Source organism: Ruegeria sp. CDSA089, from assembly GCF_059612205.1.
The window spans coordinates 119,616-137,671 of the sequence record NZ_JBXWQD010000008.1 but is presented as its reverse complement, the minus strand read 5'-3'; the positions used below and the strand labels follow the sequence as shown (position 1 = coordinate 137,671).

The 18,056-nt window shown below is 58.1% G+C and carries 19 protein-coding genes; 8 read left to right on the top strand and 11 right to left on the bottom strand.

Annotation, left to right across the window (positions count from 1 at the left end; genetic code table 11):
* The first annotated feature begins 5 nt into the window (after window positions 1–5).
* The gene (locus AC2FJ6_RS17970) at window positions 6–866 is read left to right on the top strand and encodes a D-amino-acid transaminase (protein WP_170775187.1); all 861 of its coding nucleotides are present in this window, start codon (window positions 6–8) and stop codon (window positions 864–866) included.
* 43 nt (window positions 867–909) lie between these two features.
* On the opposite strand, the gene AC2FJ6_RS17965 is transcribed toward AC2FJ6_RS17970, so the two are convergent.
* From AC2FJ6_RS17965 to AC2FJ6_RS17955, 3 genes are all read right to left on the bottom strand, one after another.
* Entirely contained in the window at window positions 910–1,224 is a 315-nt protein-coding gene (locus AC2FJ6_RS17965; RefSeq protein ID WP_170775185.1) for a DUF1244 domain-containing protein, read from the bottom strand.
* A gap of 73 nt (window positions 1,225–1,297) precedes the next feature.
* Window positions 1,298–1,537, bottom strand: coding sequence for a DUF6868 family protein (locus AC2FJ6_RS17960; protein WP_170775183.1), 240 nt, complete (start codon window positions 1,535–1,537; stop codon window positions 1,298–1,300).
* A 59-nt stretch (window positions 1,538–1,596) separates the two neighbouring features.
* A complete protein-coding gene (locus tag AC2FJ6_RS17955; protein ID WP_170775181.1) occupies window positions 1,597–2,334 on the bottom strand; it encodes an N-formylglutamate amidohydrolase in 738 nt (245 codons plus the stop codon).
* Window positions 2,335–2,467: 133 nt separating this feature from the next.
* On the opposite strand from AC2FJ6_RS17955, the gene pyk reads away from it, so the two are divergent.
* The 6 genes from pyk (at window position 2,468) to AC2FJ6_RS17925 (ending at window position 7,979) form a co-directional block, all read left to right on the top strand.
* Window positions 2,468–3,913, top strand: a complete 1,446-nt coding sequence (gene pyk / locus AC2FJ6_RS17950; protein WP_170787126.1) for a pyruvate kinase — start codon at window positions 2,468–2,470, stop codon at window positions 3,911–3,913.
* 210 nt (window positions 3,914–4,123) lie between these two features.
* Window positions 4,124–4,561: a universal stress protein gene (locus tag AC2FJ6_RS17945; RefSeq protein ID WP_170775177.1), complete on the top strand. Its 438-nt coding sequence runs from the start codon at window positions 4,124–4,126 to the stop codon at window positions 4,559–4,561.
* A gap of 14 nt (window positions 4,562–4,575) precedes the next feature.
* Window positions 4,576–6,126: an alanine/glycine:cation symporter family protein gene (locus AC2FJ6_RS17940; RefSeq protein ID WP_170775174.1), complete on the top strand. Its 1,551-nt coding sequence runs from the start codon at window positions 4,576–4,578 to the stop codon at window positions 6,124–6,126.
* Window positions 6,127–6,309: 183 nt separating this feature from the next.
* The gene (gene rpmI / locus AC2FJ6_RS17935) at window positions 6,310–6,510 is read left to right on the top strand and encodes a 50S ribosomal protein L35 (RefSeq protein WP_010443552.1); all 201 of its coding nucleotides are present in this window, start codon (window positions 6,310–6,312) and stop codon (window positions 6,508–6,510) included.
* Window positions 6,511–6,524: 14 nt separating this feature from the next.
* A complete protein-coding gene (rplT, locus tag AC2FJ6_RS17930) occupies window positions 6,525–6,890 on the top strand; it encodes a 50S ribosomal protein L20 (protein ID WP_152457001.1) in 366 nt (121 codons plus the stop codon).
* 105 nt (window positions 6,891–6,995) lie between these two features.
* Window positions 6,996–7,979: a PTS sugar transporter subunit IIC gene (locus AC2FJ6_RS17925; protein ID WP_170775172.1), complete on the top strand. Its 984-nt coding sequence runs from the start codon at window positions 6,996–6,998 to the stop codon at window positions 7,977–7,979.
* Between the two features lie 49 nt (window positions 7,980–8,028).
* Here AC2FJ6_RS17925 and AC2FJ6_RS17920 read toward each other — a convergent pair whose 3' ends face one another.
* Entirely contained in the window at window positions 8,029–9,420 is a 1,392-nt protein-coding gene (locus AC2FJ6_RS17920) for an aminotransferase family protein (RefSeq protein WP_170775170.1), read from the bottom strand.
* 215 nt (window positions 9,421–9,635) lie between these two features.
* Here AC2FJ6_RS17920 and AC2FJ6_RS17915 point away from each other — a divergent pair, with 215 nt between their 5' ends.
* Window positions 9,636–11,264, top strand: a complete 1,629-nt coding sequence (locus AC2FJ6_RS17915; RefSeq protein WP_496669650.1) for an acyl-CoA synthetase — start codon at window positions 9,636–9,638, stop codon at window positions 11,262–11,264.
* On the opposite strand, the gene AC2FJ6_RS17910 is transcribed toward AC2FJ6_RS17915, so the two are convergent.
* From AC2FJ6_RS17910 to hmgA, 7 genes are all read right to left on the bottom strand, one after another.
* On the bottom strand, window positions 11,261–11,602 hold the full coding sequence (locus AC2FJ6_RS17910) for a DOPA 4,5-dioxygenase family protein (protein ID WP_496669648.1): 342 nt from the start codon (window positions 11,600–11,602) through the stop codon (window positions 11,261–11,263). The genes AC2FJ6_RS17915 and AC2FJ6_RS17910 overlap by 4 nt on opposite strands.
* 85 nt (window positions 11,603–11,687) lie before the next feature.
* On the bottom strand, window positions 11,688–12,323 hold the full coding sequence (gene maiA / locus AC2FJ6_RS17905; protein WP_496669646.1) for a maleylacetoacetate isomerase: 636 nt from the start codon (window positions 12,321–12,323) through the stop codon (window positions 11,688–11,690).
* 18 nt (window positions 12,324–12,341) lie between these two features.
* Entirely contained in the window at window positions 12,342–12,539 is a 198-nt protein-coding gene (locus AC2FJ6_RS17900) for a DUF2783 domain-containing protein (RefSeq protein WP_170775163.1), read from the bottom strand.
* 5 nt (window positions 12,540–12,544) lie between these two features.
* Window positions 12,545–14,155, bottom strand: a complete 1,611-nt coding sequence (locus AC2FJ6_RS17895; protein WP_496669643.1) for an FAD-dependent oxidoreductase — start codon at window positions 14,153–14,155, stop codon at window positions 12,545–12,547.
* Window positions 14,156–14,283: 128 nt separating this feature from the next.
* Window positions 14,284–15,234, bottom strand: a complete 951-nt coding sequence (locus AC2FJ6_RS17890) for an MBL fold metallo-hydrolase (protein WP_170775159.1) — start codon at window positions 15,232–15,234, stop codon at window positions 14,284–14,286.
* A gap of 87 nt (window positions 15,235–15,321) precedes the next feature.
* Window positions 15,322–16,578, bottom strand: coding sequence for a fumarylacetoacetase (gene fahA / locus AC2FJ6_RS17885; protein WP_496669641.1), 1,257 nt, complete (start codon window positions 16,576–16,578; stop codon window positions 15,322–15,324).
* Window positions 16,579–16,643: 65 nt separating this feature from the next.
* The gene (gene hmgA / locus AC2FJ6_RS17880; RefSeq protein WP_170787147.1) at window positions 16,644–17,999 is read right to left on the bottom strand and encodes a homogentisate 1,2-dioxygenase; all 1,356 of its coding nucleotides are present in this window, start codon (window positions 17,997–17,999) and stop codon (window positions 16,644–16,646) included.
* Window positions 18,000–18,056 lie beyond the last annotated feature (57 nt).

Genomic DNA, 18,056 nt, shown 5'->3' with positions numbered 1-18,056 from the left:
GTGACATGACCCGCACCGTTTACGTGAACGGAGAGTACCTGCCCGAGACCGAGGCCAAGGTCTCGATCTTTGACCGTGGCTTCCTGATGGCCGACGCCGTTTATGAAGTGACCAGCGTACTGGACGGCAAGCTGATCGACTTTGAAGGCCATGCTGTGCGTCTGAAACGCTCGCTGGACGAGCTGCAGATGGCCGAGCCCTGCAGGAAGGATGAACTCCTGGCTATTCACCGCAAACTGGTCGAGCTGAACGGGATCGAAGAAGGTCTGATCTACCTGCAGGTCTCGCGTGGCAGCGACGGCGACCGGGATTTTGTATTCCCTGCGGCTGACACCAAGCCGACGCTGGTTTTGTTTACGCAGAATAAGCCTGGCCTGGCCGACAGCCCGGCGGCGCAGAAGGGGGCCAAGATCATCTCGATCGACGATATCCGCTGGGGCCGCCGTGATATCAAGACAGTGCAGTTGCTGTACCCGTCGATGGGCAAGATGATGGCCAAGGCCGCCGGATGCGATGATGCGTGGATGATCGAGGATGGCTATGTCACCGAAGGCACCAGCAACAACGCCTATTTCGTCAAGAACGGCAAGATCGTGACCCGCCCGTTGTCCAACGACATCCTGCACGGCATCACCCGCAAGGCTGTGTTGCGTATGGCCGCTGAGGCGCAGATGGAAGTCGAAGAACGCCTGTTCACGATTGATGAGGCGAAAGAGGCGGATGAGGCCTTCACCACCTCGGCCAGCGCCTTTGTCATGCCAGTGGTCGAGATTGACGGCGTCGCGCTGGGCGATGGTACGCCGGGGCCGATTGCCAAGCGCCTACGCGAGATTTATCTGGATGAAAGTCGCAAGGTGGCGATCTAAGGAAAAGGCCCGCCAAACCGGCGGGCCTTTTTGATTTCAGCGTTCAACCTTTTTTGGTGACGTTTTCGTCAAAGGCGACCTCGAAGGCGGCCTGTTTTTCGGGGCTGGCTTCGGTCTGATAATTGGCTTTCCAGTCATCCATGGTCATGCCGTAGAAAATTTGACGGGCTTCGTCCTTGCCCATCTCGATGCCCTTTTCATTAGCCGCTTCCTGATACCAGCGCGACAGGCAGTTGCGGCAGAACCCGGCCAGATTCATCATGTCGATGTTCTGCACGTCGGTGCGGTCTTCCATCAGGTGCTTTTGCAACCGGCGGAAGGCTGCGGCCTGAAGTTCGATTTCGGTTTGCTTGTCCATGTGCTGACTCCGGATGACAGTATCGTTGTCCTTGACCTAGCGGCCCGGAGGCGATGTTTCAACAAACAGGATGTCAGGCCAGTTTCAAGGCCAGCCAAGGCACGATGCAAAAGATCAATGTAAGGACCTTGTAGTTGGCCAGATACCGGAAATACGCTCGTTTCACTTCCGACCGCTCCATCTGGAATAACTTGCTGTGAATGCCCGCAATCTGCTCCTGCAGCAACAGGACCGTTAATGCTGTAAACAACAGCACCGCGATGTTCAGCGCGGCCATCCAACCAAAAACAGAGGTTGCGAATTCCTGGGTCATGGCGATCCCCTTTCGACGAATATATGGGGATCAGGTGGTATCCTCACAATGACGTGTGATCAAAGGTCGCTAGTATCCAGCGCGTCCTGTAACACAACGGCCAAACGTTCCGCCCAAGCCCTTTGTCCCGCGTGATCGGCGATCAGATCATTGCGCAGCTCGATCAGGGCATTGGGGCGGCCAAAGGCGGTGCAATGTTTATCAATCGCATCGCCGGGCAGAACACCGGTATAGGGCTCGTTGACGCCGACGCACAGGTCCCCTTCGGCCTCAAGCCGGTCGACCAGCGGGCGCGAAAAACGCTCGTCCGGGGTGTGCAGCACGCCAACATGCCACGGACGCGGCTCGCGCCCTCGCAACTGACGGGTGAAGGAGTGCATTGAGATGATCACCGCATGAGGCAAGGCGGCCAGTTCAGCCAAAGAGTTGTGATACGGGCGGTAACACATGTTTAGCCGCCGCTCCCGCTCGGCCGCGTCGGCGTAACGATTGCCTGGGATGATCGACCCGTCATAGAGCTTCATCAGCAGGGTCGGGTCATCCTCGCCCCGGTTCGGGTCGATCACCAGGCGCGAGAAATTGGCAGCCACCACGGGCGCGTTCAGGATTTCCCCAAGATGTTTCGAAACCTCATAGGCACCCACGTCATAGGCGATGTGACGCTCCATATCTTCGCGCGGCAGGCCAAGGTCGCCGCCGTTGATGTCGGGCGGGACGGTGTTGGTGGCATGGTCACATGTGATTAGCCAGCGCGACGGGCGATCTGCGCCGTGGATAAAAAACGGAGAATACGTCATAAGCCTGTCATCTTGTTTGTCGCAGGTGTAGGGCAGTTGCTTTGAAAATGGAATTGCGTAATAAGCAGCTTGAAGTGATGTTTGCGGTAACATTTGCGCGACACCTAAAGAAAACGTGAGGAGAGCACCACCAATGCGACGCCTGAGAAATGTGAAAATCGTGGCGACGCTGGGTCCGGCGTCGAATGACTATGACATGATCCGAGCTCTGCACGAGGCCGGGGCGGATGTGTTCCGCCTAAACATGAGCCACGGTAGCCATGATGAAATCCGCGAGCGGCACAGGATAATCCGTCAGGTCGAAAAGGATCTGGACAGCCCGATCGCCATTCTGGCCGATTTGCAAGGACCGAAACTGCGTGTCGGCGTCTTCGCCAACGACTCTGAAGAATTAGAAGAAGGCGCGGCCTTCCGGCTGGACCTTGACCCAGAGGCCGGGGATATCAACCGCGTTTGCCTGCCGCACCCCGAGATTTTCGCGGCGCTGGAACCGGGCGCGCGTCTGCTGGTCAATGACGGTAAAATCCGCCTGATCGTACAGGATTGCGGTCAGGATTTCGCCAATTGCACGGTTGAGGTCGGGGGCACGATCTCGAACCGTAAAGGGGTGAACGTGCCCGATGTGGTGCTGCCGCTGGCGGCCCTTTCGGCGAAGGACCGTGACGATCTGGAATTTGTCTGCCAATTGGGTGTCGACTGGTTGGCGCTGAGCTTTGTGCAGCGTGCCAAGGATGTGTTCGAAGCCCGCGGGCTGGCGGATGGGCGCGCTTCGATCCTGTCGAAGATCGAAAAGCCAGCGGCGGTTGAGGCGTTTGACGACATCCTCGATGCGTCTGACGGGATCATGGTCGCGCGCGGCGATCTGGGGGTCGAACTGCCGGTTTCTGCCGTGCCGCCGATCCAGAAACGTTTGGTGCGCAAGTGCCGGGGCGCGGCCAAACCGGTGATCGTGGCCACGCAGATGCTGGAAAGCATGATCGAAAGCCCAATGCCCACGCGGGCCGAGGTCTCGGACGTGGCGACGGCGATATATGAGGGCACTGACGCCATCATGCTCAGTGCGGAATCGGCGGCGGGCTCTTACCCGGTCGAAGCGGTCCAGACCATGAACAAGGTCGCCATCGAGGTTGAGGCCGACCCGACCTATACCCAGATCATCGCGTCATCGCGGACCGCGAAAGGCACGACTATTGCAGACGGTATCGTGGCGGCGGCCCGCGAGATTGCGGAAAAGACGGATATCAAAGCGATCTGCTGTTTTACTCAAAGCGGGACCACGGCCTTGTTGACAGCGCGCGAGCGTCCTGGAGTGCCAATCATCGCCATGACCCCCGCGAAGGGCACTGCCCGCCGCTTGTGCCTCAGCTGGGGCTGCCACTGCGTCATGACACCAGAATTGGAGCGGTTCAAAGGCGCGGTTGTGAACGCGGCCCGCGCCGCTCGGTCGGGTGGGTTCGCAGCTGAAACCGACCAGATCGTGGTCACCGCAGGGGTGCCATTCAACGTTCCGGGCACGACTAATATTCTGCGGATTGCACCGTGTGATGAGCGTTTGATCTATAACACGGATCCCGGGTGATAGGTGATTTGCCTTAATTTTGGGCAAAAAAAGAATATAAAAAACATATATATAGAAAAATAGGAGGGGAAACTTTCAGTTTCCCCTCTATTTTTTGGTGTTTTTCTCGGATACTGGTTCGCGTGGGCGGTCAATTTAAAAAGTTCCAGACCCCGACTGCCCGGCCGGGGGCACGGGCCTCGGTATAATCAACAAAATTGGAGGAACACCATGACAACCAAGATTGTCATCGGACTGGACGGGACAGAAACCGGAGAACGCGCGATCGCATTTGCCAAAGATTTGGCTGAGCGGATCGGGACGTGTGAATTGCTGGTGGTTTATGTCATCGAATGGTCCCCGTTTACATTTCAGACACCGGAAGAAAACGCCCTGCGTCACAAGCGCCGCGAGGAAGAGGTTGAACTGGCCACGACGCGTATCATCGCGCCTGCGGTCGATGCGCTCAAAGCCGCCGGGTTCGAGGCACATGGTATCGTGCGTCACGGCGACGTTGCAGAAACGCTCAACAAGATCACCGTCGAAAACGGCGGCACACAGATCATCGTAGGACGCGCCTCAGCCGATGGGTTCAAGAAACGCCTGTTTGGCAGCTCGACCCAAAATCTGGTCATGCATGCCGATGTGCCGGTCACGGTCGTGAACTGAGGGGAGAGACAAGAATGAAAATGCTCAAACAATTTGGCGCTTTCGCCGCTGGGGCCTTTGCCGCCGGTCCTGCCCTGGCGCAAGAGGCTCCGGGTCTCGACGAAAAGATCAATCAGGCGTTCGCCGATTTCACCGGCCCCTTCGTCAGCTTCATCTTCGCACCGTTTCCGGGAACCGGTTTCCCGTGGATCGTAGGTTGGTTGGTGATCGCCGCCACGGTGTTCACAGTTTATTTTGCCTTCGTGCAATTGCGCTTCTTCAGCCACGCGATCAGCCTTGTCAAAGGTGACTACTCCGACCCCAATGATGCAGGCGAGGTCAGCCACTTTCAGGCGCTTGCAACGGCGCTGTCGGGTACAGTCGGCCTTGGAAACATCGCCGGCGTGGCGGTGGCCATCGGTATCGGCGGGCCGGGTGCTACGTTCTGGATGATCGTCGCAGGTCTGCTGGGAATGGCCTCGAAATTCACCGAATGTACGCTGGGTGTGAAGTACCGCAACGAATACGAGGACGGTACCGTTTCGGGCGGTCCGATGTATTACATGTCCAAGGGGTTCAGTGAACTGGGCTTGCCGGGCGGTAAGATTCTGGCAGTTCTGTTCTCGATCTTCTGTATTCTTGGCGCGCTGGGTGGGGGCAATATGTTCCAGGCCAATCAGGCGCACCAGCAGATCGCGGGCATTGTCGGAGACTATCCGGGTTGGATCACAGGTCTGGTCTTTGCGGGTATCGTCTTTGCCGTGATTGTAGGCGGCCTGAAATCCATCGCCAGCGTAACCGAAAAGGTCGTACCCTTTATGGGTGTCATGTATGTGCTGGCCGCGCTGGTCATCATCATCATGCACGCGGATCAGATCGGTTGGGCTTTTGGTCAGATCTTCGCAGGTGCCTTCACCGGTCTCGGCGTGGCTGGCGGTATGGTCGGCGCGCTGATCCAGGGCTTCCGGCGTGCGGCGTTCTCGAACGAAGCAGGCGTGGGTTCTGCGGCGATTGCGCACTCGGCGGTGCGGACCAAGGAACCGATCACAGAGGGCTTTGTCTCACTGCTCGAACCGTTCATTGATACGGTCGTGATCTGTACCATGACTGCGCTGGTGATCATTATCACTCAGCAGTTGATCGTCGATCCGGCAACTGGCAACTACATGCTGAACGAAGCGGGCAACGCGATTGCAACTGTAGATGGCAATACGGGCGTCAGCCTGACCTCGGCAGCTTTCGGCAGCGCCTTTAGCTGGTTCCCGTTCATTCTGGCCATTGCGGTGGTGCTGTTTGCTTTCTCGACCATGATCAGCTGGTCCTACTATGGCCTTAAGGCCTGGACCTATCTGTTCGGCGAAGGCCACACTAAAGAGCTGATCTTCAAGATCATCTTCTGTGTGTTTGTGGTGATCGGTGCGGCGGCCAATCTTGGACCAGTCATCGACTTCTCGGACGCGGCGATCTTTGCCATGGCGGTTGTGAACGTCTTCGCGCTGTATTTCCTGATGAAGATTGTACGTCAGGAGCTGGCGAGCTATGCGGCCCGGCTGAAAAGCGGCGAAATCCGCAAGTTCGGCCACTAAATCATTTCACCGGGGCGGCCTGCGTCGCCCCGGTGCCTGACCAGCCGCAAAATAAGCAGATTCTGGTCCAAACCCCCTTGCCAGTATGATCGAACTTGCGTAAACGGCGCTTCTGATCGCGTGACCGGCCGAGATGGCATGCCGAGTCGCGTCTGGAACCGAACCCGAGAATAGGAGACGGAAATGCCTAAGATGAAGACCAAGTCGAGCGCCAAGAAGCGCTTTAAGGTGACTGCGACCGGTAAGGTCCTTGCTGGCCAGGCCGGCAAACGGCACGGAATGATCAAGCGGACCAAGAAGTTCATCCGCGACGCCCGTGGCAACACCACCCTGTCCGCCCCCGACGCCAAGATCGTCAAGGGCTACATGCCCTACGACCGCTAAGAGGAGATACCAACATGTCCCGCGTTAAAGGTGGAACCGTAACTCACGCCCGTCACAAGAAGGTCATCAAGGCCGCCAAAGGTTACTATGGCCGCCGCAAGAGCACCTTCAAGGTTGCCCGTCAGGCCGTCGACAAGGCCAACCAGTATGCAACACGCGACCGCAAGAACCGCAAGCGCAACTTCCGCGCGCTGTGGATCCAGCGTATCAACGCTGCGGTCCGTTCGCACGACGAGGCACTGACATATTCCCGCTTCATCAACGGCCTGAACCTGGCCGGTATCGAAGTGGACCGCAAAGTTCTGGCCGACCTGGCCGTGCACGAACCGGAAGCGTTCGGCGCGATTGTCGCCAAAGCTCAGGCCGCTCTGACTGCCTGATCCTCTGCTACGGAGACAGTGAATGAAAGGCCGTCCCATTTGGGGCGGCTTTTTATTTTCATCTATCGATTGTAACTTACCATCGTTCTCAAAATTTGGTTTCGAATGGTTGTTACTTTTTTCATAGGCTACTTGGCTTTTTTCATCGCTTTTTCGGTTTCTTATTCGCTTGGCAAAGGCCGCTTGCTTAAAGGTGGGCTGTTCTTTCTGGGAATACTTTTAGCAGTTGTTGCGGGAGCAATAGCCTTTGGCATGACGCGTAGCGTTCCCAACGATCTCAGTGCCCAAATTTCGCAGTTGGCCACGGCGTATTTTCTTTTGGTTCCCGTTTCTAGCGTTGGACTTGGAATGGCGGTTGCGAGTTTGGTTGGGTACTTTGAGGGAAGTAGAGTTACTCAGGTGGTCATTCTCTCCGTGGCTGCGTCCCTTCCGATTGGTGTGGGCTTGATATTGTATCAGCAGAACGAGAGCGTTGAACGCACGAAGGAGCGTTTCCGGGCTGAGATGGAGCTAACGAACGTGTCTGGAGCATTTGGTTCGAATGTAGTCACGATACCAGTATCCCCCATCGTTTCCATTGGAACGCGGTGCAAAGTCGAGCAGGGCCAAAGCCCTAACACTTGCAATGCCAGCTTTCGCCAGCCGAATACCTATGAGTTTTTCCAAGGATTTGAGGCGACGGACCTGGACTTTTCTTGGTTGGTCATTCGGAATCCCGGTAATGATTGTTGGGTCAAGGCCAATTGCGAGCAGTTCGAGGAATGGTGTTCGCGACGTACAGATTTGGCTGATAGCGCCTGGTGTTGGGGCGAGCGCGAAATCGCGGTAAAAATGCGAAGCGACCCTAAACAACAAAATGAGGAAGATCTCGATGTTCCGCTCTTAAAGCTGTCCAGCCCCATTCCTGACCTACGCGCTCGTTGCCGATACCACCCAAAAACCGTGAATTGCAAAGTTCATTTTCTAGTCACGCATGATATCCGAACGATCCTGTCAATAAGCGAAATTGTGCCGGGGCGTGAAGAGGCAGCTGTCCTAGAAGCAAAGGCTTATGTAGATCGTTTATGGTCGGAAATGACGGGTGAATAAAAACCGGCGCGAGATACGCCGGTTTTCAGGTATTCCGAACAGTAGGGTGTTACCCGAACACACGCCCCAACGCGCCGTCGACGGCGTCGGTGATCTGGTCAATATCGTCCGGCGTCGCGATCAGCGCGGGCGAGAAACACAGCGTGTTGTTCTTGCCCGGCACCGAGCGGTTCGTCACGCCGATGATCACGCCCTGCGCCATACAGTCGGCGACCACGGCCTGCGCCATCTTTTCGTTCACCGGCTCGCGGCTTGCGCGGTCCGAGACCAGCTCAGCACCAAGGAACAGGCCCTTGCCGCGCACGTCGCCGATGACCTTGTGCTTTTCCATCAGCCCCTGCAGGTTGCCCATCATACGCGCGCCCATGTCGGTGCAGTTCTGCAGCAGGTTCTCATCCTCGATGATCCGCATGTTTTCGATCGCTGCCGCCGGGCCTGCGGTGCAGCCACCAAAGGTCGAGATATCGCGGAAATAGTTCATCGGGTCGTCGGCGTTGTCCTTGAACATATCAAAGATTTCCTCGGTCGTGACCATGCAGGCAATCGCCGCATAGCCCGAGGCGACACCCTTGGCCATGGTCACAAAGTCAGGCTTCACGCCATATTGCTGATAGCCAAACCATGTGCCGGTACGACCAATGCCACAGACAACCTCGTCGATATGCAGAAGGATGTCGTATTTTTCGCAAATCTCCTGCACGCGCTGCCAATAGCCTTCGGGGGCCTCAATGACGCCACCACCGGCGGTCACAGGCTCAAGGCACAGGGCACCAACGGTATCGGGGCCTTCGCGCAGGATGACCTCTTCGATCTGATCAGCCGCCCATTCGCCGAAATTCTCTTCGGGTGCGCCGTCCAGCTCGTGCTTGCGGTATTCCATGCAATGGGGCACGCGCACGAAATCGGGGGCAAAGGGGCCGTATTGCGCGTTGCGCTCGTCCTGACCGCCCGCCGACATCGCCGCCAGGGTCGAGCCGTGGTAGTCGCGGTCGCGGTACAGGATCTTGGTCTTCTTGCCGCCGTATTTCTTGTGGGCGATCTGACGGACCATTTTGAAGGCTTTCTCATTCGCCTCAGAACCCGAGTTCATATAGTAGACACGGCTCATTCCCGGCATCTTGCTGATCAGTTTTTCCGCAAAGATCGAGCCCGGAATCGACCCGGCCGAGTTGGCGAAATAGCACAGCTTCATCAGCTGGTCGTAGACCGCCTTGCAGATCGATTCGCGGCCATAGCCTACATTCACCGTCCAGACCCCGCCGGATACGGCATCCAGATGTTCCTTGCCTTTCTGGTCCCAGACGCGCATCCCCTTGCCCTCGACAATGATGCGCGGGTCGTTGGTTTCAAACGGTTTATGCTGGATCAGGTGGTGCCAGATATGGGCGCGGTCGGCCTCGACTACGCGGGAAAGATCGTTTTCGTTGAACGTGCCGTCCATGACATGTCCTTTCGCAAAGTGTGGGTGCGTAAGCGGCGGGGCAGGTGCCCCGGCCCTTGACTATTCGATGGCTCAGATCACCGCGAAAGACCACCGGTAGATAGGGCCAGATTGCACTATCGCGTATTGCCAGTCTATGTCGTATTCATACGGGTTTGTCAGGCGCGCGTCTTTGTGATCAAGTCGCGCGACAGATACTGAGGGAGGATGCGCTGATGACCGCGGCAAATATCTATGAGCGTCATTTGGACAAGGGCAGGGCGAACTACACGCCCCTGTCACCGCTGAGCTTCATCGACCGCACCGCGCAGATCTACCCAGACTACCCGTCCGTGGTGTACGGCGCGCGCCGCTATAGCTGGGCGGAAACCTACGCGCGCTGTTGCCGGATGGCCGGTGCTTTGGCTGCGCGGGGGATTGGCAAGGGCGACACCGTCTCGATCATCGCGGCTAACATCCCCGAGATGTACGAGGCGCATTTCGGTGTCCCCATGACCGGCGCCGTTCTGAACGCCATCAACACAAGGCTGGATGCCCCGATCATTGCCTTCATCCTGAACCACGCGGAATCCAAAGTACTGCTGGTCGATCCCGAGTTCTCGGGCGTCGTGAAAGAGGCGCTGACGCAGGTCGATCACGATCTGCTGATCATTGATATCGAAGATGACAGCTATGAGGGGGGCGAGAAGCTGGGTGCGCTGACCTATGACGCTCTGCTGGCCGAGGGGGATCCCGAATACGCGTGGTCTCTGCCGGGTGACGAATGGGACGCGATCACGCTGAACTATACCTCTGGTACCACGGGCAACCCCAAGGGGGTTGTCTATCACCACAGGGGTGCGGCCCTGAACGCACAGTCGGACCTGCTGGATTGGGACATGCCCAAGCATTCGACCTATCTGTGGACGTTGCCGATGTTCCACTGCAACGGCTGGTGTTTCCCTTGGGCGATGGCGGCCAATGCAGGCGTCTCGGTCTGTTTGCGCGCGGTGCGGGCCGAACCGATCTATGCCGCCTTCCGCGACGAAAAAGTCACCCATTTCTGCGGTGCGCCTATCGTGCTGAACATGCTGGCCAACGCACCCGAGGCACTCAAGGATTTCGACCAGAAGATCAAGGTGATGACCGCAGGCGCCCCGCCCCCTGCCGCCGTGATTGCGAATATGGAAGGGATGGGGATCGAGGTTACACATGTCTACGGCCTGACCGAAACCTACGGTCCATCGGTCGTCTGCGCCTGGAAAGATGAGTGGAACGAAAAACCGGCCGATGAGCGCGCTGCGCTGAAGGTCCGGCAGGGGGTGCGCTACACGGCACTGTCCGGTCTGATGGTGGCCGACCCTGAAACGCTGGAGCCGGTCCCTTCCGACGGGGAGACCATGGGCGAGATCTTCATGCAGGGCAATGTGGTGATGAAGGGCTATCTCAAGAACCCCGATGCCACCGACAAGGCGTTTAACGGCGGCTGGTTTGCCTCGGGGGACCTGGGGGTGATGCACCCCGACGGCTATATCGCGCTCAAGGACCGGTCCAAGGACATCATTATTTCGGGAGGCGAGAATATCTCATCGGTCGAGGTCGAGGATATCCTCTACAAACACCCCGCTGTGATGGAGGCTGCCGTGGTTGCCCGCCCCGACGAGAAATGGGGTGAGACACCGTGCGCATTTGTCGAACTCAAACCCGATGCACAGACGACTGACGCAGACATCATCGCCTTTTGCCGCGATCACATGGCCCATTTCAAGGCACCCAAAACGGTGGTGTTCGGGCCGCTGCCCAAAACCTCGACGGGAAAGGTGCAAAAGTTCAAGCTGCGCGATCAGGCCAAGGCTCTGGGCTAATTGCCCGTTCGATCAAAGATCGTCAGGTCCAACGCCAGCATTTCGCCCATCCAGATGGCACGATCCCGGTGATCCTCAAGATGCTGGCCAGTTTCGGGATGCGTAAAGATGGTGAGCCCTTGTCGGTTCAGCATCAGCCATGGAATGACCTGATCAAACGCGTCGGGCGCAAATGCCAGCTGACAGCTCCAGCGCGGATGTGGGCCAACGTTCTTGGCGTGCATTCTGCCTACCTCAACAGGGAACAAGCGGCCCGCCTCTTCGCAAAGCTGTTGCGCGACTGTTTGAGAATGCGCATCGAAATAGACATGGGCATGATAGCCGGTGATTTCGGGCATTGAGGTCTCCATCCTTGCTGAGACGATCTTAATAACCCAGCGTCGTGTCTTTCCCTATCCGCGTGGGTACACAGACCCTGTGCAGTCAGTCAGGCGCGTGCCGATCCGGGTGAGCCTGTGCAAAAGCAGGCATGTCTGCGCAAGCAGTGTCGACACCCAGGATACGGGGCAACTCGGTCAGATCGACCTGCCAGCGTCGCGCATTGTACATCTGCGGGATTAGACACAGATCGGCCAAACCGGGCTGAGTGCCGGTACAATAGGGGGCTTGTTCGAAACCGTTCAGCAATGCCTCGAACGCCAGTAGGCCGGGACGGATGAAATGGCGCATCCAATCGCCCGGCATGCCTTCGGCGCTGCCACTTAATGTCGTTGCGTGGCGCGCGACCGACAGGTTGCAGACCGGATGCAAGTCCACGGCGATGGATTGCGCCAATGCCAGCGCCTGCGCGCGGGCCGCAGGCTCAGTAGGCAGCAAGCCCATACCGCGGGTCTGGTCCAGATAGTCGATGATCGCCAGCGACTGGGTCAGACGCAGCCCGTCTATCTCAAGAACAGGCACCAGACCTTGCGGATTGCGGGCCAGATGCATGTCGGACCTGTGATCGCCCGCCACCAGGTCGACCGAAACTGCCTGATACGAAATCCCGGCGAGGTTCAGCGCGATACGCACCCGAAAACTGGCCGAGGACCGCCAATAATCATATAGGATCACACTCATCCGGATCTCCCTACTAGATCAATCCCCAGGCAGCGTGGCCGTTTTCAAAGCTTGTGACAACACCTCGGCATCACCGATGTGGTTGGCCAGAACCAAGATCAGCCGCGCATTCAACGCGTCGCTTTCGTCCTTTCCCAGCCCTTCATGCGAGGCTAGCAACTGCGCATAGAAGTCGTCTGCGCTGTCGAAATTGGGGGTGAGGATCAGATCAGCCATCCTGCTTACTCCTTTCCTGTGGCCCGGCGCATCGCCTGCCGGAACGCGTTTTCTTCGAAATTGTCCCGCCGCGCCGCCACATGTTGGTCTGGGCGGATCAGATAGACGGCACTGGTCGCATCGCCCAGATAGCGGCGCTTCAGCTCAAGCGTAAGGTCATCCTTGACCGACAGCGCCAGCCGTGTGGCCTCGACTCCGTCTTCCTCGATCCGGTCGGGGGCGTCAGCGTCGATGGTCAGCAAAGTGAATTTGCCCGCCAGTTTTGACAACAAGAATTCGTCGCCCAATGGCGCATCAGGGCAGGCCGCGCCGGGGCAGGTCAGGTCCGGCCCGCTAAGCGCATCAGCCGAACTGAGCGACGATCCCTCGTAGGTACACGGCGTACTCAGCCGCCCGGAATTGACCAGCGGGCGTGCGAATTCGTAGTGCTCGCTCAGGTCTAGAACTGCATCGCGCATCAGGCGCGACATCTCGGATTTCGGCGTGATGAAATCGGTCGAGCGGGTGGAGTTCTGGATATTCTCATCCGCTGCCTGCACGCGCTCGCGGCTATAGCTGTCCAGCAGCAGTTCGGGTGCCTGTCCGTCGATGACTAGCTTCAACTTCCAGCACAGATTGTCGGTGTCCTGAATTCCCGAATTCGCCCCGCGCGCGCCAAACGGGCTGACCTGATGGGCGCTGTCCCCTGCAAAGAGCACACGGCCATAGCGGAACCGTTCCATCCGACGGCATTGGAACGTGTAGATCGAGACCCATTCAAGCTCAAACACCACATCCTCACCCAGCATTGCCTTGAGGCGCGGGATGACGTTTTCGGGGCGTTTCTCGCGCTCTTTGTCGATGTCCCACCCCAGTTGCAGATCGATGCGCCAGACATTGTCGGGCTGTTTGTGCAGCAGTGCAGACTGACCCCGGTTGAAGGGGGGGTCGAACCAGAACCAGCGTTCGGTGGGGAAGTCGGCCTCCATCACCACATCCGCGATCAGGAAATTGTCTTCGAATACCCGCCCGTCAAAATCCAGCCCCAGCATCCGGCGGGTGGGAGAATGCGCGCCATCGCACGCAATCAGCCAGTCGGCTTCGACGTTATAGGGGCCTTCTGGCGTTTCGACCTCAAGTTTGACGTGGTCGTCATGGGTGCCGATCGCCTCGACCTTGTTGCGGCCGCGAATTTCGATCGGTGCACCTTCGGCCTGCAAAGCGCGGACACGGTCGACCAGAATTTTCTCAAGATGATATTGTTGCAGGTTCACGAAGGCGGGGTTGGCAAAGCCTTTTTCGGGCAGCAAGTCGAACTCATAAACTTTGCGGTCGTCGAAAAAGACCTTGCCTGCTTCCCATTGAACCCCGGTTTCTGCCATCGGTTTGCCACAGCCCAGCCGGTCGGCAATATCCAATGTACGTTGTGAAAAGCAGATCGCGCGGCTGCCGAAACTGACCTTGTCATTATCATCCAGCACCACGACCTCGACCCCTTGCTGCGCCAGATCGATGGCCGCGCTCAGGCCAACAGGACCGGCGCCCACAATGATCACCTTGTGGCGCACAGGCGTTGCAGTGTCCTGATCCGGGCTGCGATCATACGCATAAAGGGGTGTTTCGAAGATCTTGTTCATGGGCTCTCTCCCCGGTGCCTTGGCGCGAAACTCCGTGTCTCTGGCGGGACTGGCCAGAGGGTCTTCCCGAATGGTTCCATCGAAACTCCGGCCGCAAAACGATCTGGATCAAATGCGACGCTATGTCCCTAGGCTTGCAGGGCCTCCCACATCTCCAGATCCCGTTGGGCGGTCCATATGCGCGGCGTGTCAATACCTCGGGCTTCGTCATAGGCACGGGCGACGTTGAAGGGCAGGCAGTGTTCATAAATCGCGTAATCGGCAAATTTCGGATCACACTCGGCACGTACGGCGTCCCACGCTTCTTTAAGCGATCCTCCACGCGCCGCGACCTTTGCAGCAGGAAGGTAGGTGCTTCCGACGAAATCGCGGGTGTTTTCGATGGCGGCATTGACCATGTTCTTGCCGATCAGAGCGTCACCGCGTCCCGGCGCGATGGCGTCTACGTCGAACCATTTGATCGCATCCAGCGTATCGCCCCAGTCGCCGAAGTGCCCGTCGCCGCAATAACAGGCCGAGCGGTATTCGACGATGTCGCCTGTGAACATGACATTCTGATCAGGCACATGGATGACGACATCACCCGCGGTATGGGCGCGGCCCAGATGCATCAGGTCGACCCGGCGGTTGCCCAGATAGACCGTCATCGTATCGCTGAAGGTGGTGGTGGGCCACGTCAGGCCGGGGATGCTTTCATGCCCCTCAAAAAGGCGGGGAAAGCGTTGGAATTCGCTGTCCCAATCCTCTTGTCCGCGTTCCACGACCATAGCGCGGGCCATATCCGACATCAGGATTTGCTGCGCTCCGAAGGCGCTGGCCCCAAGCACGCGCACGGCATGGTAGTGGGTCAATGCCACATGGGTGATCGGTTTGTCGGTGACCGAGCGGACGCAGTCGATGACCTTCTGCGCCAGACGGGGGGTGGCCTGTGCCTCGATGATCATGACGCTGTCATCGCCGATGATGACGCCGGAATTGGGATCGCCCTCGGCGGTGAAGGCGTAGAGCCCTTCGCCGATTTCCGTGAAGCTGATCTTTTTTTCGGACATGTCCCCTTGGGACGCGAAAGCCTTGGCCATGTTGGGTTCCTTTTTCCGAGCCGTGTGCGGATTGCGGTGTTGCACCGCCTCCGGCGGCCGTATTTTTGACGAGAAGAAGGGCTGGGTTCACCTTTTATAGGGGTCGTCCAATGCGGACAGAAGGGTGCCGGTGCAATCTCCGAAGCCGATTGTGTAGCCGTCGCCTATGGCGGATCCGGTTAGGGTCAGAGTGTCGCCGTCCTCGATAAAGCTTCGGGTCTCGCCAGTGTCGAGGGTCAGGGGTTCCTTACCGGCCCAGCTGAGTTCCAGCAGCGAGCCGCGCTCGGGTTTCGTAGGGCCAGATATCGTTCCCGATCCCAGCAGATCGCCGGTATTCATCGGGCAGCCCGAGGTCGTGTGATGGGCCAGTTGTTGGGCTGCAGAATAGTACATCTGGTTGTAATTCGTACGCGCGATTGTGGTGCCGGGCTTGCCAGCGGGGGCCATGGTCACGGACAGGTCGATGTCATAGAGCATGGGTCCACAATCCTTGAGATGATCCAGAAGCTCATGTTGGCGGGCTGGGGTGTCACAGCGGAACGGCTCCAGCGCCGCTTTGGTCACGATCCAGGGGCTGATCGAGGTGGCTGTGGCTTTGGCCTGGAACGGACCCAGTGGCTGATATTCCCAGGCCTGGATGTCGCGGGCGGACCAGTCGTTTAGCAGAACATAACCAAAGATGTTGTCGTCCGCCTCCTGCACCGAGATCGGGCCTTCCGATGGCGTGCCCACGATGGCGCCCATCTCAAGCTCAATGTCAAAGCGGCGGCTGGGCAGGAAGGCCGGGCGGTCGTGATCGGGAGACTTCAATTGGCCCCACGGACGACGGATATCCGTGCCCGACACAACAACGGACGAGGCGCGGCCGTTGTAGCCGATGGGAATGTGCAGCCAATTGGGTGGTAGCGCATTTTCGGGCCCGCGGAACATGGTGCCAACATTCTGTGCGTGGTGGCGGCCTGCGTAGAAGTCGGTGTATTCGCTGACTGCGAAAGGCAGGTGCATCTCGGCATCACTTTGAGCCACGAGTAGGGGTTCGACTTGCCCTCGTTCTTCCGATCCGTCGGCCAAAAGACTGTTCAGGCGCGCGCGCAGGGCAGCCCAGACGGCCGGGCCTTGCTCCATCAGTGGGTTCCAAAAGGGCAGGTCAAACAAGGGCTCATCCGTCAGGACGATCAGGCCTTTGGCCTCGGCCGTGGTGATGTCGAGGATCATGTCTCCGATCGCCACTCCGCAGCGCGGTTCACCGTCGTCGGTGGAAAACACACCGTAAGGCAAGTTGTTTAGTGGGAACGGATGGTTGGCGGCGTTGGCCGAAGCCACCCAGGAATTCATCAATGACATTCTTTTTCCAGATCTTTTGTGCAGGTCGAGATTTTTCGTCGAAAAATCTTGGACCCGCGAGGTGTTTATTTTTTGCCGGGTGTTCCGTCGAACTTTTTCTCAAGCGAGGTCCAGCAGTCAATGTAATCATCCTGCAAGGGGGCCTCATTGGCGGCGAATGCCGTCAGGTGCTGCGGAAAACGGGTTTCAAACATGAAGGACATGGTGTTGTCCAACTTGTCCGGGCCGAGGTTGGAATTTGACGCTTTGTCAAACGCTTCGCGGTCCGGCCCGTGGGGCAGCATCATATTGTGCAGGCTCATCCCTCCGGGAACAAATCCCTGTGGCTTGGCGTCATACTGGCCGTAGATATTGCCCATCAGCTCGGACATGATGTTTTTGTGGTACCAGGGCGGGCGGAACGTGTCTTCTGCCACCATCCAGCGTTCGCGGAACAGGACGAAGTCGATATTGGCCGTGCCGGGCTGGCCCGAAGGCGCTGTTAAGACAGTAAAGATCGACGGATCGGGGTGGTCGAACAGGATCGCGCCGACCGGGCAATAGGTGCGCAGGTCATATTTGTAAGGCGCGTAGTTGCCATGCCAGGCGACCACATCCAGCGGGCTTTGCCCGATCTTGGTGGTATGAAACTGGCCGCACCACTTTACGGTGACAGTCGAGGGGACCTCGCGGTCTTCGAACGCCGCCACGGGTGCCTTGAAGTCGCGCGGGTTGGCCATGCAGTTGGCACCGATCGGACCGCGACCCGGCAGTTCGAATTTCTGCCCGTAGTTCTCGCAGACGAAGCCGCGCGCAGGGCCTTCCAGAACTTCGACCCGGTAGACCAGACCGCGTGGGATGATGGCGATCTCTTTGGGTTCAACGTCAATGATCCCAAGCTCGGTGGCAAAGCGCAAACGACCCTCTTGTGGGACCACCAACAGCTCGGAATCGGCCGAGAAGAAATAGTCATCCACCATGGAGTCCGTCACAAGATAGATATGGCTGGCCATGCCCACCTGCGTATTGACATCCCCCGCCGTGGTCATGGTGCGCATGCCGGTCAGCCAGGTCAGGCCGTCACCGGAATGGGCAACCGCGTCCCAGCGGTATTGACCCAAGCTGATGACATCCGGGTCAACGCAGGGGGCCGATTTCCAATAGGGCAGGTCGATTTTCTCATATCGATGCGAATGCTTGACCGAGGGGCGAATGCGATAGCACCACGTCCGTTCCGGCGGATTGGCGGTGAACGCAGTACCGCTCAGCTGTTCGCCATAGAGGCCATAATTGCAGCGTTGCGGGCTGTTCATCCCTTGCGGCAGCGCGCCTGGCAAGGCTTCGGTTTCAAAGTCGTTTGCCCAGCCAGGCATATAGCCTTCGTGTGTGCCAACAGAGCTGCTGGCCTGGGTCATCTGATGCGGATCAGCCGGACGGTTCATCCCGTACTCCTCCTGTTTTGCTGCTTGTGGGATAATAGTTGATTTTGTAACTAACAA

Coding starts and splice junctions, on each gene's coding strand:
- AC2FJ6_RS17970 (WP_170775187.1), top strand. CDS start 6: ATGACCCGCACCGTTTACGTGAACGGAGAGTACCTGCCCGAGACCGAG.
- AC2FJ6_RS17955 (WP_170775181.1), bottom strand. CDS start 2,334: ATGACGTATTCTCCGTTTTTTATCCACGGCGCAGATCGCCCGTCGCGC.
- AC2FJ6_RS17910 (WP_496669648.1), bottom strand. CDS start 11,602: ATGCCCGAAATCACCGGCTATCATGCCCATGTCTATTTCGATGCGCAT.
- rpmI (WP_010443552.1), top strand. CDS start 6,310: ATGCCTAAGATGAAGACCAAGTCGAGCGCCAAGAAGCGCTTTAAGGTG.
- pyk (WP_170787126.1), top strand. CDS start 2,468: ATGCGACGCCTGAGAAATGTGAAAATCGTGGCGACGCTGGGTCCGGCG.
- AC2FJ6_RS17925 (WP_170775172.1), top strand. CDS start 6,996: ATGGTTGTTACTTTTTTCATAGGCTACTTGGCTTTTTTCATCGCTTTT.
- AC2FJ6_RS17945 (WP_170775177.1), top strand. CDS start 4,124: ATGACAACCAAGATTGTCATCGGACTGGACGGGACAGAAACCGGAGAA.
- maiA (WP_496669646.1), bottom strand. CDS start 12,323: ATGAGTGTGATCCTATATGATTATTGGCGGTCCTCGGCCAGTTTTCGG.
- rplT (WP_152457001.1), top strand. CDS start 6,525: ATGTCCCGCGTTAAAGGTGGAACCGTAACTCACGCCCGTCACAAGAAG.
- AC2FJ6_RS17890 (WP_170775159.1), bottom strand. CDS start 15,234: ATGGCCAAGGCTTTCGCGTCCCAAGGGGACATGTCCGAAAAAAAGATC.
- AC2FJ6_RS17940 (WP_170775174.1), top strand. CDS start 4,576: ATGAAAATGCTCAAACAATTTGGCGCTTTCGCCGCTGGGGCCTTTGCC.
- AC2FJ6_RS17920 (WP_170775170.1), bottom strand. CDS start 9,420: ATGGACGGCACGTTCAACGAAAACGATCTTTCCCGCGTAGTCGAGGCC.
- AC2FJ6_RS17960 (WP_170775183.1), bottom strand. CDS start 1,537: ATGACCCAGGAATTCGCAACCTCTGTTTTTGGTTGGATGGCCGCGCTG.
- AC2FJ6_RS17900 (WP_170775163.1), bottom strand. CDS start 12,539: ATGGCTGATCTGATCCTCACCCCCAATTTCGACAGCGCAGACGACTTC.
- hmgA (WP_170787147.1), bottom strand. CDS start 17,999: ATGAACCGTCCGGCTGATCCGCATCAGATGACCCAGGCCAGCAGCTCT.
- AC2FJ6_RS17915 (WP_496669650.1), top strand. CDS start 9,636: ATGACCGCGGCAAATATCTATGAGCGTCATTTGGACAAGGGCAGGGCG.
- fahA (WP_496669641.1), bottom strand. CDS start 16,578: ATGTCATTGATGAATTCCTGGGTGGCTTCGGCCAACGCCGCCAACCAT.
- AC2FJ6_RS17895 (WP_496669643.1), bottom strand. CDS start 14,155: ATGAACAAGATCTTCGAAACACCCCTTTATGCGTATGATCGCAGCCCG.
- AC2FJ6_RS17965 (WP_170775185.1), bottom strand. CDS start 1,224: ATGGACAAGCAAACCGAAATCGAACTTCAGGCCGCAGCCTTCCGCCGG.